The sequence below is a fragment of the Nguyenibacter sp. L1 genome (assembly GCF_035199985.1).
GTDB lineage: Bacteria > Pseudomonadota > Alphaproteobacteria > Acetobacterales > Acetobacteraceae > Gluconacetobacter > Gluconacetobacter vanlangensis.
This window is the reverse complement of sequence record NZ_CP127015.1, coordinates 2,828,026-2,854,986: the sequence shown is the minus strand read 5'-3', so window position 1 is coordinate 2,854,986 and position 26,961 is coordinate 2,828,026. Positions and strand designations below refer to the sequence as shown.

The window sequence follows — 26,961 nt, the reverse complement described above, 5'->3', positions numbered from 1 at the left end:
ACACCAAACGTTCTGGATTGTCACCATTCTGTAAGGGGGCGCGCATGCGCGCAAGAGGAAAGATCAGATATGATCTTATTTTATGCGTTAGGTTGATTGAATAGCGCCATCCAGTCGGGTCGACCACATGCGTGCGGCCGGATTTCGGCCGATATTCGCGGAGCGATCGACCAACGCACGCGGAATCCACGCCCATTTGGGCGGACGAAAATGATCATGTTCATGCTTGTATATGATGGGAACGGGCAGTGCCCTGGGCGTGGCGCCGCTGCGCCAGCGTTCGATCGTCAGCGTTCGATCGCCAGCGCCACGCCCTGGCCGCCGCCGATGCACAGGGTGGCCAGTCCCTTGCCGGCGTTGCGGCGGCGCATTTCATGCAGCAGCGTGACCACGATGCGGCAGCCCGAGGCGCCGATCGGGTGCCCCAGCGCGATGGCGCCGCCATTGACGTTGACCCGGGCGTCATCCCAGCCGAGTTCCTGGCCGACCGCCAGTGACTGCGCGGCGAAGGCCTCGTTCGCTTCGATCAGGTCGATATCGGCCAGGCGCCATCCGGCGCGGTCCAGGCAGCGCCTGGTGGCCGGCACCGGGCCGATGCCCATCATCGCCGGATCGACCGCGGCGCCGGCATAGGCCGCGATGCGGCCCAGCACCTCCAGCCCCATCGATTCGGCGCGATCGCGGCGCATCAACAGGATTGCGGCGGCGCCGTCATTCAGGGTGGACGCGTTGCCGGCGGTGACGCTGCCGTCGGGGAGGAAGGCCGGGTGCAGGGCGGCCAGGCGCTGGGGCGTGGTGTCGGGGCGGATCTGCTCGTCATGGTCGAAGCGCAGGTCCGCGCCTTTCTTCCGCGGCAGGGTCAGGGGCGCGATTTCATCGGCGAAGCGGCCGCCGGCGGCGGCGGCGGCGGCGCGCCGTTGCGAGCGGGCGGCGAAATCGTCCTGCGCCGTGCGCGAAATCGCGTATTGCCGGGCGATGTTTTCCGCCGTGACCCCCATGTGGCAATCGTTGAACGCATCCCACAGCCCGTCGCAGATCATGCTGTCGCGCAGTTGCGCATCGCCCATGCGCAGGCCCGCCCGTGCCTTGGGCAGGAGATGCGGCGCGAGGCTCATAGTCTCCATTCCGCCGGCGACGACGATCTCGGCATCCCGGCAGGCGATGGCCTGCGCCGCCAGGTGGATGGCCTTCATGCCCGATCCGCAGACCTTGTTGACGGTCATCGCCGGGACGGCGTGGGGCAGTCCCGCGCCGATCGCCGCCTGGCGCGCCGTGTTCTGCCCGGCGCCGGCGGTGAGCACGTGGCCCATGATGACCTCGTCGACCCGCGACGGGTCGAGCCGCGCGTCGCGCAAAACCGCGCCGATGACATGCGCCCCGAGCCCGGCGGCGGGGATTGCGGCCAGGGTGCCCAGGAAACTGCCGATCGCGGTGCGCCTGGCCGCGACGATAACGACATCCTGCATGCTTTTTCCTTCCGACCAGGCCATGTCTGGCGGGATCTTATGCGCGCCGTAGCGCGGATGGTCCATCGTTCCTGCGGCGGCGGCTTGATCCGGGACGGGCAAGATGGTCCAGTTCGGGCATCAATCGCGCCGGCGGGAGGCATGCATGACGAAATCGGCCCTGGTCCTGGGCGGCGGCATGGTGGGGGTATGTACCGCCTGGCACCTGGCGCAGCGCGGGTTCGACGTGACCCTGATCGAGCGGGGCGAGCCGGGACGAGAGACGTCGTACGGCAATGCCGGGCTGATTCAGCGCGAGGCGGTCGAACCCTATGAGTTTCCGCATGACCTGGGGACCCTGCTGCGCGTCGCGGTGGGAATCGGCAACGACGTGGCGTGGCGGGCGCGCGACCTGCCCGCCATCGCCCCGCGCCTGCTGCGCTATTGGTGGCATTCCTTTCCGTCGCGCTATCGGGCGATCGCCCGGTCCTATGAGGCGATGATCCGCCATTGCCTGGACGAACATCAGCGGATGATCGCGGCGGCCGGCGCCGACAACCTGGTCGCGCGCGATGGGTGGAAGGCGCTGTACCGAACCGGCCGGGCTTTCGAGGCCGGGGTAGGCGAGGCGCGCGCCCGGGCGCAGCGCACGGGCGTTCTGTCGGAGATTCTGGATGGCGCGGCGCTGGCCCAGGCGGAGCCGGTGCTGCTTCACCCCATGGCGGGCGCCATCCACTGGCGCGACCCGTGGAGCGTGAGCGACCCGGGTGAACTGGTCGGCCGCTATGCCGCCCTGCTGGAGGCGGCCGGCGGGCGTATCCTGCGCGGGGATGCGCGCAGCCTGACCCGGCACGCCGGCGGATGGCGGGTCGAAACCGCGCAGGGCCCGGTGGACGCGGCGCAGGCGGTCATTGCGTTGGGGCCATGGTCGGATATGGTCGCGCGGACCCTGGGCTATCGGTTCCCGCTGTTCGTCAAGCGCGGCTATCACCGGCATTTCGCGTGGCCGGGCGGGCTGGCCACCCCGGTGCTGGATACCGAGATGGGGATCGCGATGATCCCGATGGCGCGCGGACTGCGCGTGACCACCGGCGCGGAGTTCGCCCATCGGGACGCGCCGTCCGGCACGCGGCAGATGGCGCGCAGCGAGCAGATCGCCCGCGCCCTGCTGCCGCTGGGCGCGGCGGTGGAGGCGCAGCCCTGGCGGGGGGCACGGCCCTGCATGCCGGACATGCTGCCGGTGATCGGGCCGGCCTGGGATCATCCGGGATTGTGGTTCCATTTCGGCCATGCGCATCAGGGCTTTACGCTGGGCCCCACGACCGGGCGGCTATGCGCCGAGATGATGAATGGGGAAACCCCGTTCATCGATCCGGCACCCTACAGCCCCGCGCGTTTCCGGCGGGCGTGAAGCCCGCTCCGCGCTATTGCACAGGGGCGCCGTCGGCGAAGATGGCGACGTGGGAGATCCCGTCGCGTCCGATCCAGGCCCGGTACATGCCGCTGGTGTTGAACGGCGTCGCGATATCCCCCTGCGCGTCGACCAGGATGGCGCCGCCATTGCCGCCCAGGGCGGGAATTTCGTGGTTGATGACGTCGTCCGCCGCGTGGGCCAGCGGTTCATGCAGCAGGGTGACGCGCATGCAGATCTCGTGCGCCGCCACCGTGCGGATATAGAACTCGCCCCAGCCCGTCCCGGACATGGCGCAGCCCGCATTGGCATAGGTACCGGCGCCGATCAGCGGAGAATCGCCGACGCGGCCCCAGAGTTTGTCCGTCATGCCGCCCGTCGAGGTGCCGGCGGCCAGATGCCCGTCCCGATCCAGCGCCACGGCCCCGACCGTGCCGAAATGGCGGTCGGTCGTTTCGTCTGCGTGCCGGACATGGGCGGCGTCTTCCCGCAGGGCCTTTTGCAACTGGTCCCAGCGCCGCTGGGTCCAGAAATAGGACGGATCGACCAGGTCGATGCCCTGCGTCCTGGCGAACGCCTCGGCCCCCTGCCCGATCAGCAGGACATGTTTCGAATGTTCCATGACCGCGCGGGCCAGGGTGATCGGGTTGCGGACGTGCCGCACGCCGGCCACCGCCCCGGCCTGCAGGGTCGCGCCGTCCATGATGGCCGCATCCATTTCGTTGTGCCCGTCATGGGTGAAGACGGCCCCCTTGCCGGCATTGAAGTTCGGGTCGTCCTCGAGCACGCGGATGGAAGCGACCACCGCGTCCTTGGCGGGCTTGCCGGCCTTCAGCACCGCGTATCCGGCATCCAGGGCGCGGGCCAGGGCCGCCTTGACGATCTTCTGGCGCTCGGGCGACATGTCGGCCTTGATCACGCCGGCCCCGCCATGGATGACCAGGACGGGTATCGCCTCGGCCCGTGCCGCGGCAGGCCGCAGCGCCGCCGACAGGGCCATGACAGCCAGCAAGACCGTCGATAACGACGCTGGAAGCAGTCTGTTGGTGGCCTGCCGATCCGAGAAATTCTCGTGAGAATTCCTCGGGCAGGACACTGGCCGGGTCATCGTGAATCCGCGCATGTCGCTCCCTTCGTTTCGCGCAGATTAACATCGGGGCGACGCCGGGCAAGGGGAAATGGAATATTCGGTATTTTCGTTAAATCTTCCGGACATTTCCTGCAAGGAGTCGCGTTGACTTCCTTTTTGTTCCGAACGTAGAATGTTGCCAATGCATTCGTTTCGTACCGGAGAGCGCATCATGAGCGGTCTGATCACGAAGGAAGGTCAAGACGACCTGCTGGAACGCGGATATTCGCGGCGGCAGTTCGGCCGGGTGGCCGCCCTGCTGGGCATGCAGTCGGCGGCGATCGCCGCTGCATTCCCGCATCTGCTCGGCGCGGCCGAGGCGCGCGAGATGCCGGCGGACCGCGACAAGTCGGGCATGATCCGCATCGGCAGCAACGAGTGCTGGACCGGGCCGTTTCCGGCCGGCATCGCGGCCGGCGAGGCGGCGGTCCGGCTGGGAAATCGTTACGAACCCACCCATATGCGCCGGACCCTGATCGAGAACGTCGCCGCGGTCGAGAACGTGCCGGCGACGCATATCCTGCCGTGGCCGGGTTCGAGCGATCCGCTGTCGCGGGTGATCGTGACCTTCTGCTCGCCGACGCGCGGCCTGGTGACGGCGAACCCGACCTATGAGGCGGCATGGCGGACTGCCGACTGGCTGCAGGCGAAATCCACGACGGTGCCGCTGAAGGCCGCCAATCGTTACGCCGTCGACGTGCGGGCGCTGCTGGCGGCCGATCCGCATGCCGGGGTCTATTATATCTGTTCGCCCAACAACCCGACCGGGACCCTGACGCCGATCGCGGACATCGCCTGGTTGCTGGACAACAAGCCCGCGGGCTCGATCGTGCTGGTCGACGAGGCCTATATCCATTTCGCGGGGACGCAGAGCGCGGCGTCACTGGTGGCGCGGTCCAAGGACATCATCGTGCTGCGGACATTTTCCAAATTGTTCGGCATGGCGGGTCTGCGGCTGGGGCTGAGCCTGGCGCATCCGGAGACGCACCAGAAAATGATGCGCTATGACGGCGCGAACCAGAGCGGCACGCTGTCGATCGTGGCCCTGGCCGCCGGCGGCGCCAGCGTATTGCGGGCGCAGGACATCGTCGCGCGCCGCAACGAGATGATCGCCGCGCGCGAGGAGACCTTCGCCTTTCTCAAAAAGCGGGGGGTCAGCTTCATTCCGAGCCAGGCGAACATGTTCATGATCGACTGGAAGAAGCCTGCGGCGCCGATCAGGCAGGCCTTTGCCGCGCAGAATATCGATATCGGCCGGTCGTGGACACTCTGGCCGAACTGTTCGCGCATCACCGTCGGGTCGGCGGCGGACATGAAGGCGTTCTGCGGCGCGCTGGACAAGATCGTGGCCTGAGAACCCGGCGGCGCGGCGTTCGATGCGCCGTCCCCGCCGAAGCCGGCCGGGACGGCAACCGACGGGCAGCCGCTGAGCGTGACGGCGAAATTGACCTCCATCCAGCGGTGATAGGTTTCCATGGCAGTACCGGCGATTACGGCCGGATAGGGCTGGGTGACGCCGTAGGGGAATAATTGCGCCGTGGGCAGCGCGAGCACGTCATAGGTTTCGAACAGCCGCTGGAAGGCGTGATAGATGCAGGTACGGACACGTGTTGCGCCATGGAGCGCCTGGGTGCAGAGCGCGAGCACGCCCGGTTCCATGGGCAGGCGGCCGCCCATTCAGTGCATTCACGGCCGGGTTGCAGGCGCCGATGCGCGCGAGACAGGCCTGCATGACTTCGCGCGCCGACAAGGCGCGCGAACGCCGGGCCGCTTGCAGGGCGCTCGCGGTGAGGGCGGTGATCGCGGTCACGGCGCGAACGGGTGCGTCAGAGGGCCGTGCCGCGCGGCAGGAACCGTTCGACGAGTGCTGCGAACAGGGCGGAGCCGTAGGGAATCGCCGCGTCATTGAAATCGTAGCGCTGGTGATGCAAGCCTTCGCCGGGGCCGTTGCCGATCCGCAGGAAGCTGCCGGGCACGCGGTCGAGCATGTAGGCAAAATCCTCGGACCCCATGACGGCGGGCGCGTCGGGATCGACCTGGTCGGCACCGACCAGGGCCATGGCGGTCTCGGCCGCGAAAGCGGTCTGGCGGGGATCGTTGCAGAGGGGAATGAAGGTCGGCCCGAATGCGAGAACCGCCGTCGCGCCGAAGGCGGCGGCCACGTTTTCGGTGATGCGGTGCATCGCGGCCTGCATGTCGGCCAGCACCGCCTTCGACATGCCGCGCAGCGTGCCGCCGACCCGGGCAGTCTGCGGAATGACGTTATGCGCGTCGCCCCCGACGATCTTGGTCACGCTGATGACCGCCGGCTCGCGCGGCGACACGGTGCGCGAGACGATGGATTGCAGGGCGGTGACGATATGGCACGCCACCAGGACGGGATCGATGCCGGCCTCGGGGCGGGCGGCGTGCGCGCCGACGCCGGTGATCGTGATGTCGAAGAAGCCGCCACCCGCCATGGCCGGTCCGGGCGTCAGGCGGAATTCGCCGACCGGCAGGTCCGGCTGGTTGTGCATGCCGAAGATCGCATCGCAGGGAAACCGTTCGAACAGCCCGTCCTGCAGCATGGCCAGTGCGCCGCCGCATCCTTCCTCGCCCGGCTGGAAGATGAAATGGACGGTTCCGTTGAAATTGCGGGTCCGGGCGAGGTAGCGCGCGGCGCCCAGCAGCATGGTCGTGTGTCCGTCATGGCCGCAGGCATGCATGCGGCCCGCGATCTGGCTGCGCCACGGGGCGTCGCCTGCCTCGTGCATCGGCAGGGCGTCCATGTCGGCGCGCAGGCCGATCGCGCCGGCGCCGTTGCCGGCGCGCAGCACCCCGACGACGCCGGTCTGACCGACGCCGCGATGGACCTCGATCCCCCATTCCTGCAGAAACCTTGCGACCTCGGCCGCGGTGCGATGTTCGACCATGCCCAGTTCGGGATGGGCGTGGAGGTCGCGGCGGATGGCGGTCAGTTCATCGGCATCGCGGGCGATGGCTTCGACGAGGGACATCGGATGATCTCCTGTTGCGAGAGGATCAGGCCGCCTGTTCGACGACCAGCGGCGGCTGCACATCGGCCGGAATGGGACTGACATAGGGCTGGCGCTTCAGGCGTTCTGCATGATCGTGCTTCGCGCGCGCCAGAAGCGTCTCGTCGCGCAGCACGTCGGCGGCCGTGGCCGCCATCACTTTGGCGACATGCACCATGCCCTTGTGGGCCAGGGGGGACTTGCCCTGGGCGGTCAACTGCCAGGAATGGAAGGGCGTCCCGATCGCGCAGGTGGCGCCCAGGGCCTGCACGGTGGGCACGACCCAGCTGACATCGCCGACATCGGTCGAACCCAGCATCGACCGGCCGCGCGTCTCGGACCAGGGAAGGATCGTGTCACAGAGCGGCTTGTCCGGATCCACCGGCAGGTCCATCGCCTTGAAGGCGGCAGCGATTTCCTCCTTCGTCAAGGTCGCCCGGATGGAGGTGGCGAAAATCCGGTCGGCCTCGTCGAACGGGGGTGGGCCGAGACGTTCGAGATTGGCCTGCATGGCGGCTTCGAGTGGAGGATTGCCCAGCAGGTTCGCCATGCCGCTGATGACCTGGCTGGTCACGGTGGTTTCGGTCATCAGCGCCGCACCGTCGGCGATCTTGCGGACCCGGTCGGCCAGGGCGAGCATGTCGTCGAGTTCGGTCGCGCGGACGGTGTAGCGGATGACCGTCCTCGACTGGACGACGTTGGGCGCGACCCCGCCGGCATCCTGATAGGCGTAGTGGATGCGCGAGCTGGGCAACATATGTTCGCGCAGGTAATTCACCCCGATATTGAGCAATTCAGCGGCATCCAGGGCCGAACGGCCGAGGAAGGGAGCCGCAGCGGCATGCGATGCGCGGCCGGTAAAGGTGAAATCGATCCGCAGATTCGCGAGGGAGGCCGGCGGGAAGATCGTGGCGAAATGCGATGGATGCCAGGTGATGGCGACATCGACATCATCGAACACGCCCGCGCGCACCATGAAGCCCTTGCCGGCGCCGCCTTCCTCGGCCGGGCAGCCGTAATAGCGCACGCGTCCGGGCGTGCCGGTGGCGGCCAGCCAATCCTTGACGGCGGTCGCCGCCAGCAGGGAGGCCGAGCCCAGCAGGTTATGCCCGCAGCCGTGACCATTGCCGTCGCCCGCCAGGGGCTGGTGCGCAGCCACGCCGGCTGCCTGGCTGAGGCCCGGCAGGGCGTCATATTCGCCGAGGAAGGCGATGACCGGGCCGCCGTCGCCGGCCTCACCCATCACGGCGGTCGGCAGGCCGCCGACATCGTGCGCGACACGGAAGCCTTCGCGCCGCAATGCCTCGGCGTGCAGGGCGCACGAACGGAATTCGCCGTAATTCAATTCGGGGATATCCCATACCGCATCGCTCAGTGCGATCATGGGCTGATGCCGGGCTTCGACGAAATTCCAGATGGTATCGGTGTTCTTCATTCAGGTTCTCCACGATGATCCGGCCATGCGGCGATACGCGTCATGGCGTGTTGCGACGCGGCAATCCGCGCTCGACGATTCGGGCATAGAGCGCGGCGCCATAGGGGGTTGTTTCGTCATTGTAATCATAAAGCGGGTGATGGGGCGCCGCGCCGTCTCCGCCGCCGGCCAGGATGTAGGCGCCGGGCACTTTTTCCAGCATGAAGCCAAAATCCTCGGACCCCATGACCGGCTGGGCGTCGCGATCGACATGGGTCTCTCCGACGAGTTCGGCCGCCGCGTCCGCATAGTCTTGGGCGTGGCGCAGGTCATTGACGGTGGGCGCGAAAATGAGCCGGAAATCCAGTTCGGCCCTGGCGCCGAACGCGGCGGCGATCCCGTCTGCCGTGCGCGCGATCAGCGTCTTGATCTGCTCCATGATGGACGATTTGAAACAGCGGACCGTGCCGCCGATGGTCACGCTGTGCGGAATAACGTTATAGGCGTCGCCGCCGCTCATTTTCGTCACGCTGACCACCGCGACATCGGCTGGCGGCACGTTGCGAGAAACGATCGATTGCAACGCCGAGATCAATTGCCCGGCGACCAGGACGGGATCGATACTGTCCTCGGGGCGGGCGCCATGTGCGCCCTTGCCGGTAATGACGACGTCGAAAAACGCGCCGCCCGCCATGGCCAGTCCCGGGGCGATCGAAAAAGCGCCGACCGGCAGGCCCGGCCGGTTATGCATGCCGAACAGGGCGTCGGACGGGAACCGTTCCAGCAGGCCGTCGGCCAACATGGCCAGGGCGCCGCCGGCGCCTTCCTCGCCCGGTTGGAAGATGAAATTCACGGTGCCGTCGAAATGGCGGGTTTCGGCGAGGTAGCGGGCCGCGCCCAGCAGCATGGTCGTATGGCCGTCATGCCCGCAGGCGTGCATGACGCCCGGCGTCGTCGAGCGATAGCTGAGCTGGCTGGCTTCGTGCATCGGCAGGGCATCCATGTCGGCCCGCAAGCCGATCGAGCCGGCGCCGTTCCCCGCGCGCAATACGCCGACGACGCCGGTACCGCCGATACCACGATGCACTTCGATTCCCCATTCGCCGAGCTTGCGCGCGACGAGGTCGGACGTGCGGTATTCCTGCATCCCGATTTCCGGATGCGCGTGCAGGTCCTGCCGAAAGGCCGCCATCTCGTCGTAATGTCGTTTCATGAATGCGAGAGCCGACATGGGTTCTTCCTGCTGGACGGGGTCGGTTACAGTTCGACTGCGAGCGGCACGGGATCGGGACGGGCGGACCGCGTGCCATGCGCCACCCGCCGGTTCAGCAGCAGCAAGGCCGCGACGTAGAGCGGGCTGGCCGCGATCGCCACATAGGCGGGAACCATGACATCGCCGGTCCTTGCGATCAGCCAGGTCACGAAAGGCTGTGTCGAGCCGCCGAAGATCGACACGGCCGACGCGTAGACCACGCCGAAGATGAACGCGCGCCGATGGTCGGACAGGGCATTCATCATGATTTCGAAGGCCGGCCCCGTGGTCACGCCCGCGGACGCGAACATGAAGACGTTCAGCAGGACCTGGCTGGCCATTCCGGGGCAGAACACGGCGAAATGATAGAGCGGATAAGCCATGACGACATTGGCGAATCCCGTGGAGATGAGCACCCGGGCGGGCGGCCCGTGGGCCAGAAAGCGGATTCCGACACCCATGGCGCCGATGCCGGCGGCCAGGCCGAGGCACATGCCCAGCATGCCGGTGCGCGGGGGCAGGTGCAGAACGGCGATCGCGTAGCTGACGCCGAACTGACGCAGGTAATTGGTGATGGTCCCGCTGGTGACCGCCAGGAACAGGAAAAGGACGATGGCGGGATCCGTTCGTTGCTCGTCGATTGCCGATCCGGCCGGGCGAGCGGAAGAAGCGGCCATGGGCGGCAAGGCGCGGCGGAAGAAAAATCCGATGGGTACGATCGCCAATCCCAGGGCAAAGGGTACCCGCCACCCCCAGTCGTAGAGTTGCTGGTGCGACAGGGTCAGCGAAAGGATCAGGCCAAGCAGGACAGCGGCAAAGGAGGCAAGGAGCTGGGTGACATATTGCATGGAGGCCAGGGCGCTGGCCTGCCGTCCGCTGCCGAGCGAAAACAGCAGATCCGTTGCCGGACCGACTTCTCCCCCTTCGGAAAAGCCCTGTAGAAGACGGGAGACCAGGATCAGAGCCGGCGCCATGATTCCGGCCGACCGATAGGTTGGCGTGAAGACCAGCAGCACCGATCCCAGCGCCATGAGGAGAAAGGACAGCATCAGCGATCGCCCCAGACCCGCACGGTCCGTATAGAGGCCGATCACGCACGCGCCGAGCGGCCGCATGATAAAGCCGGCCGCAAATGTCACGAGGGCCAGGAGCAGCGCCATAAGATGGCCGCCGGCGGGAAAGAAGGCCTGGCCGATCATCGGCGCGAAGAAGGCATAAGCCATGAAGTTGTAGAATTCGAGGAAGTTCCCGACACAGCCGGCGGCAATGTGCTTCGCCCTTGTGCCGGAGACGGACAGGCGTGGTTTCATGTCGGCCTCCGTGATCTGGGGTCCAGGTTTGGGGTCTGGCGGCATCTTGCCGAGCTGGAGAATCGTCGCGTGTTGCGGAATATGCGCCGTAGGGAAGGACGCATGAAAAATCCGATCGTTCAGAAATTCAGGCTGAATCTTCCGCCGATGAAGCGCGGCGGACCGGGAATCCAGAAATAGGTCGTCGTGGCCTGGCCACCCGCAACGAAATACTGGCGGTTCAGCAGGTTGGAGGCGTAGATCGTCGCCGACCAGCGATCGGAAACGGGGCGGAACGTCATATGGGCGCCCATCAGGAAATAGGATGGCAGGCGATAGGCCCCAAGTCCGCCGGCGATCAGCGCCTGCGAGTCGCGGTACATCCAATCCAGGCCGGTTTCGAGTTCGTACGCATGAAACGGGTTGATGCGATAATCCGCGCTGCCGTTCAAAGTCAGTTTGGGAATACCGGAATCGACCCCGTCGAAATCCGTATAGACGGCCTGCCACACGCCGTGCGTCGTGTAGTAGGCGTTGGTCGCCGAGGAATTGAGCGCCTGGAATTTCTGATATTTTCCGCGTTCGTACCCCAGATTCTGCGTCAGGTACACATGCGGCAGGGGATGCAGCTCGGCGCTGAATTCGATACCCCATATTTCAGATTTCGGAATGTTGACGAACATTCCCAACGGGCCATAGCTCGGCACCAGGTACGAGCTGATATATTGCTGACCGTGATAGTCGTAATAAAATGCGGCGGCGTTCAGACGAAACATGTTGGGAACCAGGTCGCTTTTGAACCCTGCTTCGTAAGCGAGGACGCTTTCGGGCCCGAAGGGCGTCAACTGCGCCTGAACGACCGTATTGTTGCCGGTAAAGCCGCCGGGCTTGAATCCTTTGCTCATCTTGTAATACAGGAGAAGCGTCCGCGTTGCCTGCCACTGGATACCGACTGTACCGGTAAACTGATTCGCGGCGGCCCCTTCATTGTGGAAATTCAGGTCGTTGACCCCGAAATGTACCGTGCGCAGGCCGATCAGTTGACGATCGTCGGCTTCGTGATTGATGCCGCCGAAGATCGTCACCCGATAAGGCAATCTATAGGAGATATGCGCATATTGCGTGAATGTCTGTTGGTTCTGGTTGAATGACGTCTCGGACAGGTAACCGCGCAGCGGCTTGTAATCGGTGAAATCGAAATAGAATTGCTGCAACATGCGTACGCGATTATAGTACATGCCGGCCATCCACTGCAAAGGCTGATGGCGATCTCGGGATTTCAGGCTCAGTTCCTGCGAGAACGCGTTCGCGACGATATTGCGGTATTGATCTCCTGACGCGTAGATTGTGCCGTCCTGATCGGTATATTCGCCCTCGCGCTCGGTTTCGTAGGCACTGGTGCTTTGCAGCGTGCCGAAACCAAGATCGCGCGAAATCTTGAGGTCCGCGCCCCAGAATGTATTATGCTCGGAGGGCATCGTGTCAGGCGAGCGGCCGATCAACCTGGCGAATCGAGGCCGGAGGTCCCAGTCTGCCTGCTGGTATCCCAATGTCGGAATATGCTGTACGGCCGGTAGAAAATTGACGACCGGCTTGCCGACGACCACACCGGAATTGTCCTGTACCCAATGCCCGGTCAACAGGACGTCCGTCTTCTCATCGGGGTGCCAGCGCAGCTTGGCGCGCAATGCGCCCTCGTCCGCGTTGCCGAGATGGGTATCGTTTGCAGGACTGGTCTGCCAACCGCCGCCATGCATGGTCTGGCCGGCGATGCGAAATGACACCGTATCCGCCAGAGGACCGGATACGTACAGATCCGTGCGGCTTCTGGCGTAACTGGCGATGTCCTGTGTCACGCCACCATGCCAGGTCGCTGTCGGGTCCGCGGTGTGGATATCGACCTCCCCCCCGGAATCCGCCAATCCGTGCGTCGTGCCTGTCGGCCCCGGCTGGATATCCACCCCTTCCACGTCGAACACCATGCCGGCGGCCATGGTGCTGAGTGGGAAGGCGACGCCATCGATATAGGTCATGACCGACGAGGTATTATTCTGCGTATAGTCGTTGAAGCCGATTCCCCGGATGAAGAAATTCGTGCTGGCTGTTCCCATCAGGCTTTGGATCGTGACGTTCGGCGCCAGATTCTGCAGGTCGGTCAGTCCGACGACACCTTTTCGAACGAGGGTTTCGGCAGTAATGCGCGTCGTGGAATCCGCGATATGCTGAGCAGCGGCGAAATGGAAGGCCCGTCGGGCCCCATTGACCATGACGGCCTCGGCAGCGGCGGGGATGACGGGGTGCGCACGCGTCGATGTCGATGTCGATGCCGGCGCCGGTGCGGCCGGCCGGTTCGCGGGATGGAGCCGATGGCGCGGCGTGGCGGCGCGCAGGGAATGCGTCAGGCCGGTGCTTGCCAGCATGCCGAGGAGGAGCACCGTACCGGCCGGCCTTGCACGGCGCATCATGCAGGCAAGAGCAGAGACGCCATGATACCGGACGGAAACGATCATATGCGGTTTTCCGATAATGCGTTGAGCCGAGAGCGCATGTTTCCGCGCCGGGAATGACAGGCGGCCTGTCGCTCTCGCCTGTGCGTTTCTGCCGCTGGTCAACATGGTGTCATGCCGGAGCGCGCCTTATGTCATCGTGCCTGCGGGGAACTATGTGCAATCGCCAACCATTTCCGAAGCGAAATTAGGTTGCACCGCGTCAACCAAATGGTTGATCCATGTCAGGAGACGTGACAAAATTATTTCCATGTCGCGAGGTCGGTGCCGCCCGGATATCAGACGTCTTCTGAAGCTTCGGCATTTCAGGATGGTCGAGGTTCTGGACAGCACGCGCAGCATGCGAGAGGCCGCGGCGCGGCTTGGCATCTCGACAGCCGCGGTATCCAAATCCTGTATCGAAATCGAGACGATCATCGGCGCCAGACTGTTCGAGCGCGTAGGCGGCCGTCTGGAGCCGACCCATCTGTGCCATCGGGTCCTGACGGCGGCGCGACGTGTTGACGCCGAATTGATCGCATTAAACACCGACCTGCAGTATCTGGACAAGAGCCTGCGCGGGAAAGTCACCATCGGCTATCAGGCGCCGGCGTTGCATGCCTGTCTTCCGACATGGTGTTCGATCATCACGCAGGCCCATCCCTATCTGGCCCTGAGATGCGAATACGGGATGAGGCGCCACCTGCTCATGGGACTAGAGGCGAATAAATTCGACCTTATCCTGGCGGATCTGCATGGTATCGAATCCTGGCCGCGGCTTGCCAGCCAGGTGCTGGCCGTCGAATGGTGCGCAGTCAGTACCTGCGACCGGGATATGTGCTTTTCGGAGGTCCTGGATAATTGGAAGATCTATCAGGACCGGCTATGGATGCTGCCTGTGCCGGGGATGGCGATGCGCGAGCGGTTCGATTCGACCTTGAGGGCGCGTGGCTTGAAACCTCCGGAGAGAATCATGGAAATAAACTCTCCCATTTATATCCGACAGATTCAAATGGCGACGGATGCGTTGGTCCTTTCGCCGCTTTCGATGCTGGATCGACCCCATGAATTGAGATTCGACCAGTCCGGCACGGCGTCGGAAATCGTCATGGAATTGGGCGTGGTCTGGGCGCGCGACAAACGCGTGACGCCGCCCGTGCAATTTGTCCTTGATACGATCCTTAGGAATGCGCCCAGGCGAGCATAAATCAGCCACATGGATTTGAGAGCGCATTGGGGACCGGATGGGTCGTTTCACGACGAAGTTGAGGTGCGGGGAATGGGCGCCTCCTATACGGGTGAAGCTGTAGACCCTGAGGAGCCATCGTCATGCCGTATCGTCCCCGGTGCGCCTTCGTAACCATCGGCCAGACCCCGCGGACCGATATCCTGGACGAGGTGCTGTTGATGGCGCAGGCGACGGATCTGAATTTCGACGAATATGGAGCGATGAACGGCCTGGACGAGACCGATATCGGTGCGCAACGGCCCAGGGAGGGCGAACGTGGTTTTTATACCCGCCTGGCCCATGGTGGCTTCGTCTCGGTGCGTGCGAGCTTTATCGAGCAGCGGTTGCGCCGCCTGATCGAAATGGTCGATCGACGTGACTATGACCTGATTGTCATGCTGAGCACGGGGATTTTCGAAACATGGGACACGCGGGCACGGCTGATCCATAGTCAGAAACTGACGGACCTGTGGATCAATGCGCTGATTGCGGGACCGGGGCCGATCGGCATCATGTACCATCTGCCGACCGCTTTCGATTCCAATTTGGCGGTCAATACGGCCCTGGTGCAGACCACGCGGATGGTCAAGGTGGCCGGAGAATCGCCGTCGCTGGACGAGGCGGCGCGCCTGCTGCGCGATACGGATATCATCGTGATGCATTCGCTGGGATATAGCGATGCCCACGCGGCCATGCTGGCCGGATTGGTGGAACGCCCGGTCGTGTCCGTTCGCCGATTGGTCGCCGGCGCGCTGCGGACCGCGCTGGATGAACTGCATCACGATGCGCGGCACCCGCCGGCCGGCGATCGTCAGGCTGGACCCGACGTTCTGGACAAATTGCCCGATTCAGCCGAACCCTTGACGCCACGTGAGCAGGACGTCCTGCGCGCCGCGTTGACGGGGCTGTCAAACAAGGAAATCGGCCGGAATCTGGCCATCAGCCACCGGACCGTGGAAATTCACCGAGCGCGCGCACTGGCCAAGATGCAGGTATCCTCGACGACGGAATTACTGCGCCGCGCGCTGGTAAAGCATGGCGGATAGACGACGATATCCGTCGCCTTGCGGCCATCCGGGCGGCCGGAGGACGTCATGAACCAGGGTTCTCCTGGACGATCAGATCGATTGCCGCCGCGATCACGCGTCGGGGTATAAGGACCGGACATTTGTACCGATGCTGCAGCATCACGCGGATGTCTTCGGAGAAACCCACGCAGTGCATGACGATCAAATCGACGCCGAGCAGCACGGCGTCCAGTCTTTCCGTCCAACCGGGGTCTTCTTGAGCGTAGGTGTACGGCGAAAGCCAGGATGTGACCGTCTCGAGCCCTTCATAGGATCGGTACGTGACGGCCTGGCGGGTGGGAAAAATAAGCGCGACCCGGCATAGGCCGGTCAGCAGGAAGATGGCGGGAACATCCATGAGGCGTTGAGGCTCGATGAACGGCGTGCGGAGATTCAACGCGCGCAATTCCGGAATATGGCAGGTACAAAGTGGAACGATCAGATCAAAACCCTGCTGGTCGATCGCCTCAAGCATATCGAGCAGGCAGAGGGTGGTCAGGGCCCTGTCCAGATATATTTCATGACCCGAGCGCAGGCGCGATACCAGCCTTGGCGCGGCAGGCCCTGGCGCCATCGCCGCGAACGCGGCCTGATCCAGATTATCCAGCACCCCGAACTGGGTCGCACGGATCGGGGTACGCGCACGGTCCAGGATAAAGGGCACGATGTCGTCGCGCGGCGATTGGCCGATCGTGACAAAGGCGACTTCCGTCGGCATATGACCCCCGATTTGGCGCGACATCGCAGTCTGCAATATCATCGCCGTTACGGCACACGCCATAAGGGAGACTACGTACCGACCGACGCCGTTTCCCCGTGGCGCAGTTCCATGCCGCCAAGCGGTCCGGCCAGGGCTGGGGCCACACGGATTTCAACGATCCGGCGCAGGCCTTGAACAATTACTGGAAGGACAATGACGACCACTGGAGCCAGGTCTTCCTGTCCGCGCCGGTGCATGCCGTCCTGACCCGCCGGCTGAGCTTCGACCTGACGCCGTACCTGTCCTTCGGCCAGGGGTGGGATGCGCTGGGCGCGACCGGCGGGTTCCTGGCCCCGGCGAACATTTATTTCCACGCCGACGGCACGCCGGTTCCGGCCGGGCAGCAGATGACGCCCTATTTCCAGGCGAACGAGTCCCGCCAGGTCGGCGCGACCGCCAGCCTGAACTATGACCTGGACCGGCATAACCAGCTTCGACTGGGCTACTGGTACGAAAACAATATCCTGAATTTCGCGCTGCCGACCAGCGTGACGATGGCGGACGGCACCAATCCGAGCCCGAACTGGGCGGCGTACCAGGCCTTCGTGGTGAACGGTGCCACGGGAAAGCTGGCGCACAGCACGATCGGGATCGACAGCGGCTATGAGCTGCACAGCCTGTTCCTGCAGGATAGCGCGAAATATCTGAATGACAGGCTGACCGTCATGGGCGGCTTCAAGTTCGTCATGACGAATTACTGGGACAAGGTCGCGATCCAGAGCAACCATTTCGTCACCGGCGAGATATCTGCACGCAACGCAGGATTCGAACATTCCGTATGGCGATTCCTGCCTGCCGACCAACGGCAAGGACGCGGTCATGGCGCCGCACGTCATGGCGAATTTCGGCCTGACCTATGACGATTCGCATTTCTTCGGCTTCACCAACCTGACCGGCGCGATGGTGCGTACGATGCCCAACGGCATCACGACCAACCTGCATCCCGTCACGCTGATCGACGGCGAGGCCGGACCGGGCGCCACGGGGGGCACCCAGTTCTACACGATGCCGCGCTTTACCATGACCGGCACGATCTCGACGACCTTCTGAGACGGATCGGCATGGCCGGAGGCGGCGCGGGTGCGCGCCGCCTCCGGAGCACGGCGCGGAAATCTGGTGCCGCTTCAGAAATCCTGTGGATTTTCCAGGACATGCTGCATATACTGGTCGTAAAGAGACCTGAAGACCGGGCCGGGCCGGCCGTTCGCCACGATCCGGCCGTCGATGCGCGTGACCGGAATCGCGATCGTCGACGCGCTGGTATAGAACGCTTCCGCCGCCCCCAGCGCCTCGTCGCGCGTGAAAGGCCGTTCGGCGAGGGCGAGACCGGCCTGGTCGGCGATCCGCATGATCGTCCGCCGCGTGACGCCGGGCAGAATGGCGGGCGACAGGGTGCGGGTCACGAGCCTGCCGTCCGGAGTCACGATGAAGGCGGTCGACGAGGCGCCTTCGGTGATATAGCCGTCGCGGGTCATCCAGACCTCGTTGGCATTTGCCTGGGCGGCCGCGCGTTTGGCGAGGACCTGCGCGAGCAGGGAGGTCGACTTGATGTCGCACCGTGCCCAGCGCTGGTCCGGCAGCGTGATGACGGCCGCGCCCTTTTCGATCAGCGGATTATGCTGAACGCGCCTGTTCTGCGCGAACAGCACGACGCTGGGCGCCAGGTCGGGCGGAAACAGGAAGTCGCGCTCGGCCACGCCGCGTGTGACCTGGATATAGATCAGGCCGTTATCGAGCGCATTGCGGCGCATCAGTTCACATTCGATGCCGACCCATTCGGCGCGGCCATAGGGGTTGGCGATGCCGATTTCGCGCAGGGACCGGTCGAGGCGATCCAGGTGCGGCCCGTTATCGACGAAGCGCCGTTCGATGACCGCGGTGACTTCATAGACGCCGTCGCCGAAGAGGAAGCCCCGATCCATCAGCGGAATCGTCGCGGTGTCGCGCGGCACGAACTGGCCGCGCACGAATGCGATGCGGGTTTCCGGGGCTGAAGCCATATCTCTGTCCATCCGATCGAAGGCCGTGAAAGCGACCGCGCAGGTCTAAAGTCGCGCCTGGCGGAAATCACGCGCGATCTTCGCGCCGGCTATTCAGGATGCTTATAGGCGACGGCTGCGCCGGACGGGGACGCCCTGAGCGGCACGTGCCGGACGACGTCGCGCACGCGATCCAGAAAGAACCGGGACAGGCGGGAGAGCGCGCGGTTTTCCGCCCAGACGACCGACGCCGCCACGGGGGTTGCGGGCAGGAAGGGCCGGACGGCAAGCTGGAAACGGTTGGTCGCCGCCGTCAGCGGGTCCACTATTGCGACGCCGGCGCCGGCTTCGGCCAGCACGCAGGCGGTATTGCCGTAGCGGACCTCGCTGGTGAATTCGAAGGGTTCGCCGGCCTGGGCGAATGCGTCGCGCGTCGCCTCGCCGAGCTTGGTTCCGCGTTCCAGCGCGATGAAGCGATGGCGCCCGAGATCGGCGGGTGCGATGGCCGCCTGGCCGGCCAGCGGATGGCCGGGGTGCATGACGCAGACCATCGATCCCTCGAACAGGGTCTCGGCGCTCAATCCCGGCTGGGGACTAAAGCCGAGCACGAACCCCAGTTCGGCATGGTGCGTCTCGACGCTGGCGATCACGCCCTCGTAGCGCCGCACGTCGAAATAGGTGCGGATCTTGGGGCGCAGCGCCTGGGTGTCGCGGATCGCGGCGGCCACGACGCCATAGCCCAGGGGCGGCGTCGCGACCAGGCGCAGATGGCCGGCACGGCTGTCGCGCAGGTCGCGGATGCGGCCGACGAACCTGTCATGCATCTCGAAGATGGCTTCGGCGTCCTCGGCCAGGATCTTCGCCTCGGCCGTCGGGTAGATCCGGTTGTTGACGCGCTGGAACAGGGCGAAGCCGGCCTGATCCTCCATCGTCTTGATCGCGTTGCTGACGGCGGGCTGGGACAGGCCCAGCGCCCGCGCCGCCGCCACCGTCGTGTTGTAGCGGATGATGGCCCGGAGGATCTCGATCTGCCGCAGGTTCATCCATAAGTCCGATGAATAGAGGTAGGGGATTTTTTATCGTCGATATAATTGAGACCCCTGGTACAGGATGGCAATAGCTTTCGAAGCGACAACGAATGATCGTGCGACGCGCGGCGGATGCGACGATTTGCGATGAGGTGACGATGAGCCGGATGATTCGGGTGGCGGCGGCGCAGATGGGCCCGACCCAGAAGGACGATCGCCGGGCGGATACGCTGGCGCGCATGATCGCCCTGCTGGAGGAAGCCGCGCGCCTTGGCGCGACGCTGGTCGTCTTCCCCGAACTGGCCTTTACGACCTTCTTCCCGCGCTGGCTGCTGGAGGGCGAGACGCTGCTGGCCCATTACGAACGCGCGATGCCCGATACGCGGACGCGGCCCCTGTTCGACCGGGCGCGGGCGCTGGGAGTCGGGTTCTATGTGGGCTATGCCGAGCTGACGGCCGCGGGGGAGAGATTCAATACCAGCATCATCGTCACGCCGGCCGGCGAGATCCTGGGGAAATATCGGAAGATCCATCTGCCGGGATCGGTCGAGCCCCGCGCGGGCGCGCGGTTCCAGCAGCTCGAGAAGCGCTATTTCGCCTATGGCGATCTGGGCTTTCCGGCGTTCCGGGCCGGGCCGGAATGGTCGGAGGCCATCATGGGGATGCTGATCTGCAATGACCGGCGCTGGCCGGAAGCCTGGCGCAGCCTGGCGCTGCAGGGGATGGAATTGCTGTGCGTCGGGTATAATTCGGCGGCGTACGACCCGAACGGCGGAGAGACCGAGAGCGCGGCATTGCGGACCTTCCACGCGCAACTGGTCGTCCAGGCGAATGCCTATATGAATGCGTGCTGGGCGGTGGCCGTCGCCAAGGCGGGCGAAGAAGACGGGTCGGGGCTGATCGGCGGGAGTTGCATCGTCGATCCGAACGGCGTGATCGTGGCGCAGGCGCAGACACTGGCCGACGAGGTGGTCATGGCGGATTGCGACCTGGATCTGTGCGCCCAGGGCAAGAGCAAGATGTTCGATTTCGCCGCCCATCGCCGCCCGCAATGGTATGGACGGATCACCGCGCAGACCGGGGCCATCCTGCCTGAGGCCGGGATCTCCTGATGGCGGCCCGGCCGAGTCCCTGGCCGCGCGCCGGGCGCGGCGCGCTGCTGCTGGCCGCGGCCTTGCTGGGCGGCGTGCCGCGCGTGACGCGCGCCGCGCCGCCGGCGTCGGCCGGCGCGGCCGTCCTGCGCATTGCCGCCAACCCGATCTATCCGCCGCTGGAGTTCCGCGACCCGCTGACCGACAGGCTGACCGGTTTCGACATCGCGCTGGGCGAGGCGCTGGCGCAGCGCATGACCATGCGCGCGGTGTGGCAGGAGACGTCCTTTCCGCAGATGATCCCGTCGCTGCAAAGCCAGCGGACGGACATGATCCTGAGCGGCTTTTCGGACCTTCCGTCCCGCCGGGGCGCCCTGGATTTCGTGCGCTATCTGAAATCGGGCGCGCAGGTCCTGGTGCTTCGGGACGATCCGATCCACCGGCCGGAGGATTTGTGCGGGAAATATGTCGCGGCCAGCCGCGCGACGGCCTTTCCGGCGATGATCCGGGACTGGAGCCGCGTGCATTGCGCGCAGGCCGGGCACCCCGACATGGTCGTCTATCCGTCGGAGAGCGGCGCCGATGCGCGGACCCAGTTGCTGCAGGGGCGCGTGTCCGCCATGGTCCAGGGCAGCGAGACGGTGGGGTATTTCATCGACATCACGCACGGCGCGTTCCGCCGCCTGGGGACGCCGCTTTCCATGTCCTATCTGGCCATGGCGTTCGCCAAGTCGCGGCCCGACCTGCGGGAGGGGGCGCGGGTCGCGCTGGGGGCGATGATCGCCGACGGGACCTATGCCCGGCTGCTGCGCCGCTGGTCCCTGCAGGAGGACGCCATCGAGATGCCATCCGGAGATACCGCGCCATGACCATCCGAACCGATCCCGTCACGATCGCGGACGCCGCGCGCCTGGTCGGGCTGCGCCGCGTCAGGGCCGTCGCGTGGGGACATGTCGGTTCGGCGGTGCTGATCGTCGGGTTCGTGCTGTGGGTGGCGCGGGCCTTCGCGCTGGGCCAGATCGGCTGGTCCTATGTCGGGGAATTCCTTTTCGTGCCGGCGATCCTGCGCGGGGTCTGGGCGACATTGCTGATGTCGGTCTGCGCCATGGCGCTGGGCATGGCCGTGGGGCTGGTGCTGGCGGTCGGGCGGTTGTCCCCGGCCATCGTGCCGCGCGTCGCGTCCGGTGCCTATACGTGGCTGTTCCGCGGCGTGCCGGTCATTCTGCAGCTTCTGATCTGGTTCAACCTGGCGCTGATCTTTCCGCATATCGTCCTTCCCGGCGTGCGGACAATCCGCACCGTGGACCTGATGACGCCGTTTCTGTCGGCGCTGCTGGGCCTGGGGTTGAACCAGGGGGCCTATATCGGCGAGATCCTGCGCGCCGGCCTGCAGAGTATCGACCGGGGGCAGTACGAAGCCGCCGAGATGGTGGGGATGACGCGGATGGTCGCCCTGCGCCGGATCATCCTGCCCCAGGCCCTGCGGGTCGTCATTCCGCCGCTGGGCAACGAGTTCATCAACATGATCAAGCTGACTTCGCTGGCGAGCATGATCCAGTATCCCGAAGTGCTGCATAATGCCGAGACCATCTATTATGCGAACACGCGGGTGATCGAGCTGCTGATCGTGGCGGGGTTCTGGTACCTGATGATCGTCACCGTGTTGTCGCCCCTGCAGCATACGCTCGAGCGGCGCCTGGCGAAGGGAACGCACTGATGGCGGCGGCACCCGTGATATGGATGCGCGACGTCCATAAATCCTTTGGCGGCAATGCCATCCTGCGCGGCGTTTCGCTGGAGGTCGCGCGCGGTTCGGTCGTCTGTATCCTGGGGGGATCGGGGTCCGGCAAGACCACGCTGCTGCGGTGCCTGGCGCAGTTGGAGATGCCGGAACATGGCGTGATGGCCGTGGATGGCGAGATCCTGGGCCATGTCGAGGCCAAGGGCGGGCTGCACCGGCGTTCCGCGCGGGACGTCGCGCGGCAGCGGCTGCGCACCGGCATGGTGTTCCAGCGTTTCAACCTCTTCCAGCACATGACCGCGCTTGAGAACGTCGTCGAGGGGCCCGTCACGGTGCAGAAGCGCCGCCGCGCCGCGGTCGAGGCCGAGGCGCACGCGCTGCTGCGGCAGGTGGGGCTGGCGCACCGCGCGGGCCATTATCCGGCCCAATTGTCCGGCGGGCAGCAGCAGCGCGTGGCGATCGCCCGCGCGCTGGCGCTGAGGCCGTCGGTGATGCTGTTCGACGAACCCACCAGCGCGCTCGATCCGGAATCGGTGGGCGAGGTACTGAACGTCATGCGCGCGGTCGCGGCGACGGGCGTGACGATGCTGGTCGTGACGCACGAGTTGGCCTTTGCCCGCGAGGTGGCGGACCGGGTGCTGTTCATGGATGGCGGCGTGATCGCCGAGGACGCGCCGACCGAGCTGTTTTTCAACGCGCCGCGGCAGGAGCGCACGCGCGCCTTTCTGGCCGCGGTCCTGGGCCAGGCCAATGATATGTCCGCCAGTGATCTGTCCGCCAATGATCTGTCCGGAAACACGACATGACGATACGCAGCTATGACGAGGTGCCGGTACGTCCGGCGAACATGGCGGGACCGGCGCCCGAATTCCCATGGCCCGACGGCAAGCGCGCGGCGATGATGCTGTCCTTCGACATCGATGCCGAAAGTGCCGTCACCAGCAAGGACCCGGCCCATGCCGAGAAGCTGGTTTCGATGTCCTATGGCGGCTACGAAGCGCGGGTCGGGACGCCCAAAGTGCTGGAACTGCTGCGCGAACTGGGTCTGAAGGCCACCTTCTTCACCACCGGCTGGGCGGCGGACGCGCATCCGGCGATGGTCGAGGCCGTACTGCGCGACGGGCACGAGATCGGCCATCATGGCTATCACCATCTGCTGCCGGACCCGGGATCGCCGCATATCGAAGACGAGCTGCTGCGCGGATTCGAAGCGCTGAAGCGGGGGTTCGGCGTACGGCCCGTGGGTTATCGCGCGCCCTATGGCGAGAGCTGCGACGAACTGCGCACGGCGCTGAAGCGCGAGGGCATGCTGTATTCCAGTTCGTGGCGCGACGATGTGCGGCCCTATCGGCAGGTGCTGCCCGACGGGTCGCCGGGCGTGATCGAACTGCCGCCGACATCGAGCTATGACGACTGGATGCATGGGATGAGCACACGGTTCGGCGCCCGCCCGATCTTTCCCAAGGAGCACGTGCTGTCGATGTGGCGCGACGAGCTTGACGAGACGCGCGCCTGGGGGGCGATGGTGGCGACGGTGCTGCACCCGCTGGTCAGCGGACGCCCGATGCGGCTGCGCCTGCTGCGGCATTTCCTGCATTATGCAATCGAATGCCGCGATGTCTGGATCGCCACCGGCGAGCAGATCGCGCGCCATTTCGAAGCCTGCGAGCGCGCGGCCTGATGGCGGGAGGTCCCTACCGGATCGCGGGCCTGGATTGGGCGGTGCTGTGGGATGAGGCCGCCGGCACCCATGTCTATGTCCGCGATGCCGACATCGTCATGCTGGGCGGCAGGATCCTGTTTGCCGGCAGGGCAGCCGAGCTGCCGGCCGAATACGCGTCGCTGCCGGCCGATATCGACGGAAGCGGGCTGATGGCCATGCCGGGCCTGGTCGACGTGCATTCCCATCCCGCGACCGAGCCGATGAATCGCGGGTTGTTCGACGAGCTGGGCTCGCCCGGGCTCTATTACTCGTCGCTGTACGAATACATGCCGGTCTTTCGTTCGGACGCCGCCAGCAAGCCGGACTGCGCCCGCGTGGCCTATGCCGAGATGCTGCTTTCGGGGGTGACCACGGTGGTCGACCTGTCCACACCGTGGGCCGGGTGGCTGGATGTCGCGGCCGAGAGCGGGCTGCGGGTTTGCCTGGCGCCGATGTTCCGTTCGGCGTCATGGACGACCACCAACGGCCACACGGTGACGTATTCCTGGGACGAGGCGGGCGGACGGCGCGCGCTGGCCCAGGCGCTGGACCTGATCGATGCCGCCGCCACCCATGGCTGCGGGCGCCTGGCGGGCATGGTGGCCCCCGCCCAGATCGATACCTGCACGGCCGAACTGCTGCAGGATTCCTTCGCGGCGGCGACGCGGCGCGGCGTGCCCTGGCAGGTCCACGCGGCGCAGTCCATCGTCGAGTTTCACGAGATCACCCGGCGGCACGGCGTGACGCCCGTGCAGTGGCTGGACAGGCTGGGCGTCCTGGCGCCGCACAGCATTGTGGGGCACGGGATCTTTCTCGACGATCATCCGTCCACGCCCTGGCATACCAAGACGGACCTGGCCGTGCTGGCCGGACGGGACGCGGCGATCGCGCATTGCCCCACCGTGTTCGCGCGGCGTGGCTATGCGCTGCGGGATTTCGGGCGATATCGTGCGGCGGGCGTGCGGATCGGGATCGGCACGGACACCTATCCGCATACCATGCTCGACGATCTGCGCCTGGCGGCCTATTTGGGCCGTATCCAGGCCGGCACGCCGGACGCGGCGTCCACGCGCGCGGTGTTCGAGGCCGCGACGGTCGCGGGCGCGGCGATGCTGGGGCGGCGCGACATCGGGCGGCTGTCGGCGCAGGGCTGCGCCGACCTAGTATTGGTCGATCTGGGACACCCCATGATGCGCCCCGCGATCGATCCGGTGCGTTCGCTGATCTTCTCCTGCGACGATCGGGCGATTCATTCGGTCTATGTCGACGGACGGCAGGTCGTGACGCGCGGCAAGGTTCTGACGATCGATTACCAGGCCGCGACCGACCGGCTGGTCGCCGAGCAGGCGCGTATCGTCGGGTCGGTGGCGCAGCGCGACCGGCTGGGCCGGACCGCCGACATGCTGATCCCGTCCACGTTCGCGATCCGCCAGGCGTGACGCGCGCCGAAGTCCTGCTCATGACGGTGCTGTCCGCGATGGGCATGCTGCTGTGCCTGCCCGCGCCCGTCGTGGCGCGGACGATCGCGGTGGGCCTGTACCCCAGCTATCCGCCGCTGGACATGCGCGACATGCGGACCGACGCGCTGGAAGGGTTCGATGTCGATCTCAGCGCGGCATTGCTGCAGCGGATGGGCATGGCGGGCCGCGTGGTGGAGACATCGTTCGCGCAGTTGATTCCGTCGCTGGAAACCGGCCGTATCCAGATGTTCTTCAACGGCATGATGGATACGCCGGCGCGCCGGCAGAGCATCGCATTCGTCGATTATCTTCAGTCCGGCGTGCAGTTCCTGACCCTGAGCGACGAGCCGCATCGTCCGTCGGACCCGCAAGACATGTGCGGCCGGATGGTGGCGGCCAGCCGGATCACCAGCGAGCCCGCGCATTTGCTGCACTGGAGCGAACGCATTTGCGTGGCGCGCGGCCTGCCGCCCATCGTGCTGTTCGCCGCCGAGAATTCGGCCGACGCGCGCCTGCAACTGATGGAGGGACGCGTGGTCGCGACCCTGCAGGACAGTCTGACGACGCCCTGGATCATCGCGCGAAACCATGGGCGGTTCCGCGCATTGGGCGCGCCGTTCGACATGGCGCCGCTGGGCATCGGGCTGTCGAAGGACGATCGCGACCTGGCCTGCCGGGTACAAGGGGCCTTGAACGGCCTGCAGGCGGATGGCAGCTATCTGCGGCTGATCCGCAAATGGGGGCTGCCGCCCGAAAGCGCCCTGCCCCGCACATCCGGAGCATTGTCATGTCCCACGTAACGGCGGAGCGGCTGCTTGTCATCAATCCGAATTCCTCGGCGGCGGTGACGCGCGCGATCGATGTCGCCGTCGATCCGCTGCGCGCCAGAAGCCCGTTTGCGATCGACGTCATGGGATTACAGGGCACGCCCGCGGGCATTGCGGTGCAGAGCGACGCCGACCAAGTGGCGCCGGACGTGCTGCATGCGATGCGCGCGCATCCGGCCCGGGGCTATGTCGTGGCCTGCTTCAGCGATCCGGGCGTGCCGGCCGCGCGCGAGGAACTGGGCGGCACTCCGGTCCGGGGCATCGGCGAAAGCGCGATCCTGCATGCCCTGATCGTGGGCGATCGCTTCGGCATCGTCGCGCTATCGCGGAGTGCGATCCTGCGGCAACGGCGCCTGGTCCGCGTCATGGGCGTCGATGCGCGCTATGCCGGCAGCAGGGCCATCGACGCCCGCGCCGAGGAAACGACCAGCGCACCGTTGCTGGACCGCATGAGCGAGGCAGCCTGCGGGCTTGTGTCCGACGGGGCCGATACGATCATCATGGGATGTGCGGGCATGGCGCATTTCCGCGAGGAGATCGAAGGACTGTGCGGCCGTCCCGTCATCGAGCCGACCCGGGCCGCCGTGGCCGCGCTGATCGGGGATTGCCTGCTGCGGAACTGACCGGGCCGAACGGGG

24 protein-coding genes and 1 pseudogene are annotated in these 26,961 nt (G+C 65.7%); 14 read left to right on the top strand and 11 right to left on the bottom strand.

The window, feature by feature from the left end:
- Positions 1–287: 287 nt before the first annotated feature.
- Positions 288–1,466, bottom strand: coding sequence for an acetyl-CoA C-acetyltransferase (locus QN315_RS12840; protein WP_323989658.1), 1,179 nt, complete (start codon positions 1,464–1,466; stop codon positions 288–290).
- 145 nt (positions 1,467–1,611) lie between these two features.
- Between QN315_RS12840 and QN315_RS12835 the strand changes: the two genes are divergently transcribed.
- Complete coding sequence (locus QN315_RS12835) at positions 1,612–2,856, top strand: FAD-binding oxidoreductase (protein ID WP_323989656.1); 1,245 nt, start codon at positions 1,612–1,614, stop codon at positions 2,854–2,856.
- A gap of 13 nt (positions 2,857–2,869) precedes the next feature.
- On the opposite strand, the gene QN315_RS12830 is transcribed toward QN315_RS12835, so the two are convergent.
- Positions 2,870–3,856, bottom strand: coding sequence for an isoaspartyl peptidase/L-asparaginase (locus tag QN315_RS12830; RefSeq protein WP_323989655.1), 987 nt, complete (start codon positions 3,854–3,856; stop codon positions 2,870–2,872).
- A gap of 301 nt (positions 3,857–4,157) precedes the next feature.
- On the opposite strand from QN315_RS12830, the gene QN315_RS12825 reads away from it, so the two are divergent.
- Entirely contained in the window at positions 4,158–5,339 is a 1,182-nt protein-coding gene (locus QN315_RS12825; protein WP_323989654.1) for a pyridoxal phosphate-dependent aminotransferase, read from the top strand.
- Between the two features lie 32 nt (positions 5,340–5,371).
- Here the strand turns inward: QN315_RS12825 and QN315_RS19605 are convergent.
- The 6 genes and pseudogenes from QN315_RS19605 to QN315_RS12800 form a co-directional block, all read right to left on the bottom strand.
- A pseudogene (locus tag QN315_RS19605) lies at positions 5,372–5,644 on the bottom strand (amidase family protein); the annotation flags it as partial.
- Positions 5,645–5,811: 167 nt separating this feature from the next.
- Positions 5,812–6,981, bottom strand: a complete 1,170-nt coding sequence (locus tag QN315_RS12820) for a M20 aminoacylase family protein (RefSeq protein WP_323989653.1) — start codon at positions 6,979–6,981, stop codon at positions 5,812–5,814.
- 25 nt (positions 6,982–7,006) lie between these two features.
- Positions 7,007–8,434 (bottom strand): M20 family metallopeptidase, encoded by a 1,428-nt coding sequence (locus QN315_RS12815; protein ID WP_323989651.1) that lies wholly within the window; start codon positions 8,432–8,434, stop codon positions 7,007–7,009.
- Between the two features lie 40 nt (positions 8,435–8,474).
- Positions 8,475–9,644 carry a M20 aminoacylase family protein gene (locus tag QN315_RS12810; RefSeq protein WP_323989650.1) on the bottom strand — a complete coding sequence of 390 codons (1,170 nt, stop codon included), beginning with the start codon at positions 9,642–9,644 and terminating at the stop codon, positions 8,475–8,477.
- Positions 9,645–9,670: 26 nt separating this feature from the next.
- Positions 9,671–10,975, bottom strand: a complete 1,305-nt coding sequence (locus QN315_RS12805) for an MFS transporter (protein ID WP_323989648.1) — start codon at positions 10,973–10,975, stop codon at positions 9,671–9,673.
- A 119-nt stretch (positions 10,976–11,094) separates the two neighbouring features.
- Complete coding sequence (locus tag QN315_RS12800; protein WP_323989647.1) at positions 11,095–13,464, bottom strand: TonB-dependent receptor domain-containing protein; 2,370 nt, start codon at positions 13,462–13,464, stop codon at positions 11,095–11,097.
- A 103-nt stretch (positions 13,465–13,567) separates the two neighbouring features.
- On the opposite strand from QN315_RS12800, the gene QN315_RS12795 reads away from it, so the two are divergent.
- Positions 13,568–14,647, top strand: a complete 1,080-nt coding sequence (locus tag QN315_RS12795; protein ID WP_408904517.1) for a LysR substrate-binding domain-containing protein — start codon at positions 13,568–13,570, stop codon at positions 14,645–14,647.
- Between the two features lie 122 nt (positions 14,648–14,769).
- Positions 14,770–15,714 carry an AroM family protein gene (locus QN315_RS12790; protein ID WP_408904516.1) on the top strand — a complete coding sequence of 315 codons (945 nt, stop codon included), beginning with the start codon at positions 14,770–14,772 and terminating at the stop codon, positions 15,712–15,714.
- A gap of 46 nt (positions 15,715–15,760) precedes the next feature.
- On the opposite strand, the gene QN315_RS12785 is transcribed toward QN315_RS12790, so the two are convergent.
- A complete protein-coding gene (locus QN315_RS12785) occupies positions 15,761–16,453 on the bottom strand; it encodes an AroM family protein (RefSeq protein ID WP_323989645.1) in 693 nt (230 codons plus the stop codon).
- Positions 16,454–16,551: 98 nt separating this feature from the next.
- Between QN315_RS12785 and QN315_RS12780 the strand changes: the two genes are divergently transcribed.
- Positions 16,552–17,355 carry a hypothetical protein gene (locus tag QN315_RS12780; protein WP_323989643.1) on the top strand — a complete coding sequence of 268 codons (804 nt, stop codon included), beginning with the start codon at positions 16,552–16,554 and terminating at the stop codon, positions 17,353–17,355.
- Positions 17,315–17,545: a hypothetical protein gene (locus tag QN315_RS12775; protein ID WP_323989641.1), complete on the top strand. Its 231-nt coding sequence runs from the start codon at positions 17,315–17,317 to the stop codon at positions 17,543–17,545. Before QN315_RS12780 ends, QN315_RS12775 begins: the two co-directional genes overlap by 41 nt.
- Positions 17,546–17,619: 74 nt before the next feature.
- Here the strand turns inward: QN315_RS12775 and QN315_RS12770 are convergent, their stop codons facing one another.
- Together QN315_RS12770 and QN315_RS12765 are read right to left on the bottom strand one after the other, a co-directional pair.
- Positions 17,620–18,495, bottom strand: a complete 876-nt coding sequence (locus QN315_RS12770) for a D-amino-acid transaminase (protein WP_323989640.1) — start codon at positions 18,493–18,495, stop codon at positions 17,620–17,622.
- A gap of 89 nt (positions 18,496–18,584) precedes the next feature.
- Positions 18,585–19,517 (bottom strand): LysR family transcriptional regulator, encoded by a 933-nt coding sequence (locus QN315_RS12765; RefSeq protein WP_323989639.1) that lies wholly within the window; start codon positions 19,515–19,517, stop codon positions 18,585–18,587.
- Positions 19,518–19,660: 143 nt separating this feature from the next.
- On the opposite strand from QN315_RS12765, the gene QN315_RS12760 reads away from it, so the two are divergent.
- Genes QN315_RS12760 through QN315_RS12725 form a run of 8 tightly spaced genes read left to right on the top strand, consistent with a single transcriptional unit; the run spans position 19,661 to position 26,946 of the window.
- Complete coding sequence (locus QN315_RS12760) at positions 19,661–20,614, top strand: N-carbamoyl-D-amino-acid hydrolase (RefSeq protein ID WP_176639209.1); 954 nt, start codon at positions 19,661–19,663, stop codon at positions 20,612–20,614.
- Positions 20,614–21,462 carry an ABC transporter substrate-binding protein gene (locus QN315_RS12755; RefSeq protein WP_323989637.1) on the top strand — a complete coding sequence of 283 codons (849 nt, stop codon included), beginning with the start codon at positions 20,614–20,616 and terminating at the stop codon, positions 21,460–21,462. The genes QN315_RS12760 and QN315_RS12755 overlap by 1 nt, the downstream gene beginning before the upstream one ends.
- Positions 21,459–22,310, top strand: coding sequence for an amino acid ABC transporter permease (locus tag QN315_RS12750; RefSeq protein WP_323989635.1), 852 nt, complete (start codon positions 21,459–21,461; stop codon positions 22,308–22,310). The genes QN315_RS12755 and QN315_RS12750 overlap by 4 nt, the downstream gene beginning before the upstream one ends.
- Positions 22,310–23,140 carry an amino acid ABC transporter ATP-binding protein gene (locus QN315_RS12745; protein WP_323989634.1) on the top strand — a complete coding sequence of 277 codons (831 nt, stop codon included), beginning with the start codon at positions 22,310–22,312 and terminating at the stop codon, positions 23,138–23,140. The genes QN315_RS12750 and QN315_RS12745 overlap by 1 nt, the downstream gene beginning before the upstream one ends.
- Positions 23,137–24,015, top strand: a complete 879-nt coding sequence (locus QN315_RS12740) for a polysaccharide deacetylase (RefSeq protein WP_323989632.1) — start codon at positions 23,137–23,139, stop codon at positions 24,013–24,015. The genes QN315_RS12745 and QN315_RS12740 overlap by 4 nt, the downstream gene beginning before the upstream one ends.
- Positions 24,015–25,475 carry an amidohydrolase family protein gene (locus QN315_RS12735; protein WP_323989631.1) on the top strand — a complete coding sequence of 487 codons (1,461 nt, stop codon included), beginning with the start codon at positions 24,015–24,017 and terminating at the stop codon, positions 25,473–25,475. Before QN315_RS12740 ends, QN315_RS12735 begins: the two co-directional genes overlap by 1 nt.
- The gene (locus tag QN315_RS12730; RefSeq protein ID WP_323989629.1) at positions 25,472–26,296 is read left to right on the top strand and encodes an ABC transporter substrate-binding protein; all 825 of its coding nucleotides are present in this window, start codon (positions 25,472–25,474) and stop codon (positions 26,294–26,296) included. The genes QN315_RS12735 and QN315_RS12730 overlap by 4 nt, the downstream gene beginning before the upstream one ends.
- Positions 26,284–26,946 (top strand): aspartate/glutamate racemase family protein, encoded by a 663-nt coding sequence (locus QN315_RS12725; protein ID WP_323989628.1) that lies wholly within the window; start codon positions 26,284–26,286, stop codon positions 26,944–26,946. The genes QN315_RS12730 and QN315_RS12725 overlap by 13 nt, the downstream gene beginning before the upstream one ends.
- Positions 26,947–26,961: the final 15 nt, after the last annotated feature.

Coding starts and splice junctions, on each gene's coding strand:
- QN315_RS12735 (WP_323989631.1), top strand. CDS start 24,015: ATGGCGGGAGGTCCCTACCGGATCGCGGGCCTGGATTGGGCGGTGCTG.
- QN315_RS12800 (WP_323989647.1), bottom strand. CDS start 13,464: ATGATCGTTTCCGTCCGGTATCATGGCGTCTCTGCTCTTGCCTGCATG.
- QN315_RS12835 (WP_323989656.1), top strand. CDS start 1,612: ATGACGAAATCGGCCCTGGTCCTGGGCGGCGGCATGGTGGGGGTATGT.
- QN315_RS12815 (WP_323989651.1), bottom strand. CDS start 8,434: ATGAAGAACACCGATACCATCTGGAATTTCGTCGAAGCCCGGCATCAG.
- QN315_RS12765 (WP_323989639.1), bottom strand. CDS start 19,517: ATGAACCTGCGGCAGATCGAGATCCTCCGGGCCATCATCCGCTACAAC.
- QN315_RS12760 (WP_176639209.1), top strand. CDS start 19,661: ATGAGCCGGATGATTCGGGTGGCGGCGGCGCAGATGGGCCCGACCCAG.
- QN315_RS12790 (WP_408904516.1), top strand. CDS start 14,770: ATGCCGTATCGTCCCCGGTGCGCCTTCGTAACCATCGGCCAGACCCCG.
- QN315_RS12770 (WP_323989640.1), bottom strand. CDS start 18,495: ATGGCTTCAGCCCCGGAAACCCGCATCGCATTCGTGCGCGGCCAGTTC.
- QN315_RS12820 (WP_323989653.1), bottom strand. CDS start 6,981: ATGTCCCTCGTCGAAGCCATCGCCCGCGATGCCGATGAACTGACCGCC.
- QN315_RS12750 (WP_323989635.1), top strand. CDS start 21,459: ATGACCATCCGAACCGATCCCGTCACGATCGCGGACGCCGCGCGCCTG.
- QN315_RS12745 (WP_323989634.1), top strand. CDS start 22,310: ATGGCGGCGGCACCCGTGATATGGATGCGCGACGTCCATAAATCCTTT.
- QN315_RS12840 (WP_323989658.1), bottom strand. CDS start 1,466: ATGCAGGATGTCGTTATCGTCGCGGCCAGGCGCACCGCGATCGGCAGT.
- QN315_RS12785 (WP_323989645.1), bottom strand. CDS start 16,453: ATGCCGACGGAAGTCGCCTTTGTCACGATCGGCCAATCGCCGCGCGAC.
- QN315_RS12755 (WP_323989637.1), top strand. CDS start 20,614: ATGGCGGCCCGGCCGAGTCCCTGGCCGCGCGCCGGGCGCGGCGCGCTG.
- QN315_RS12825 (WP_323989654.1), top strand. CDS start 4,158: ATGAGCGGTCTGATCACGAAGGAAGGTCAAGACGACCTGCTGGAACGC.
- QN315_RS12795 (WP_408904517.1), top strand. CDS start 13,568: ATGGTGTCATGCCGGAGCGCGCCTTATGTCATCGTGCCTGCGGGGAAC.
- QN315_RS12740 (WP_323989632.1), top strand. CDS start 23,137: ATGACGATACGCAGCTATGACGAGGTGCCGGTACGTCCGGCGAACATG.
- QN315_RS12805 (WP_323989648.1), bottom strand. CDS start 10,975: ATGAAACCACGCCTGTCCGTCTCCGGCACAAGGGCGAAGCACATTGCC.
- QN315_RS12775 (WP_323989641.1), top strand. CDS start 17,315: ATGGCGCCGCACGTCATGGCGAATTTCGGCCTGACCTATGACGATTCG.
- QN315_RS12810 (WP_323989650.1), bottom strand. CDS start 9,644: ATGTCGGCTCTCGCATTCATGAAACGACATTACGACGAGATGGCGGCC.
- QN315_RS12830 (WP_323989655.1), bottom strand. CDS start 3,856: ATGGCCCTGTCGGCGGCGCTGCGGCCTGCCGCGGCACGGGCCGAGGCG.
- QN315_RS12725 (WP_323989628.1), top strand. CDS start 26,284: ATGTCCCACGTAACGGCGGAGCGGCTGCTTGTCATCAATCCGAATTCC.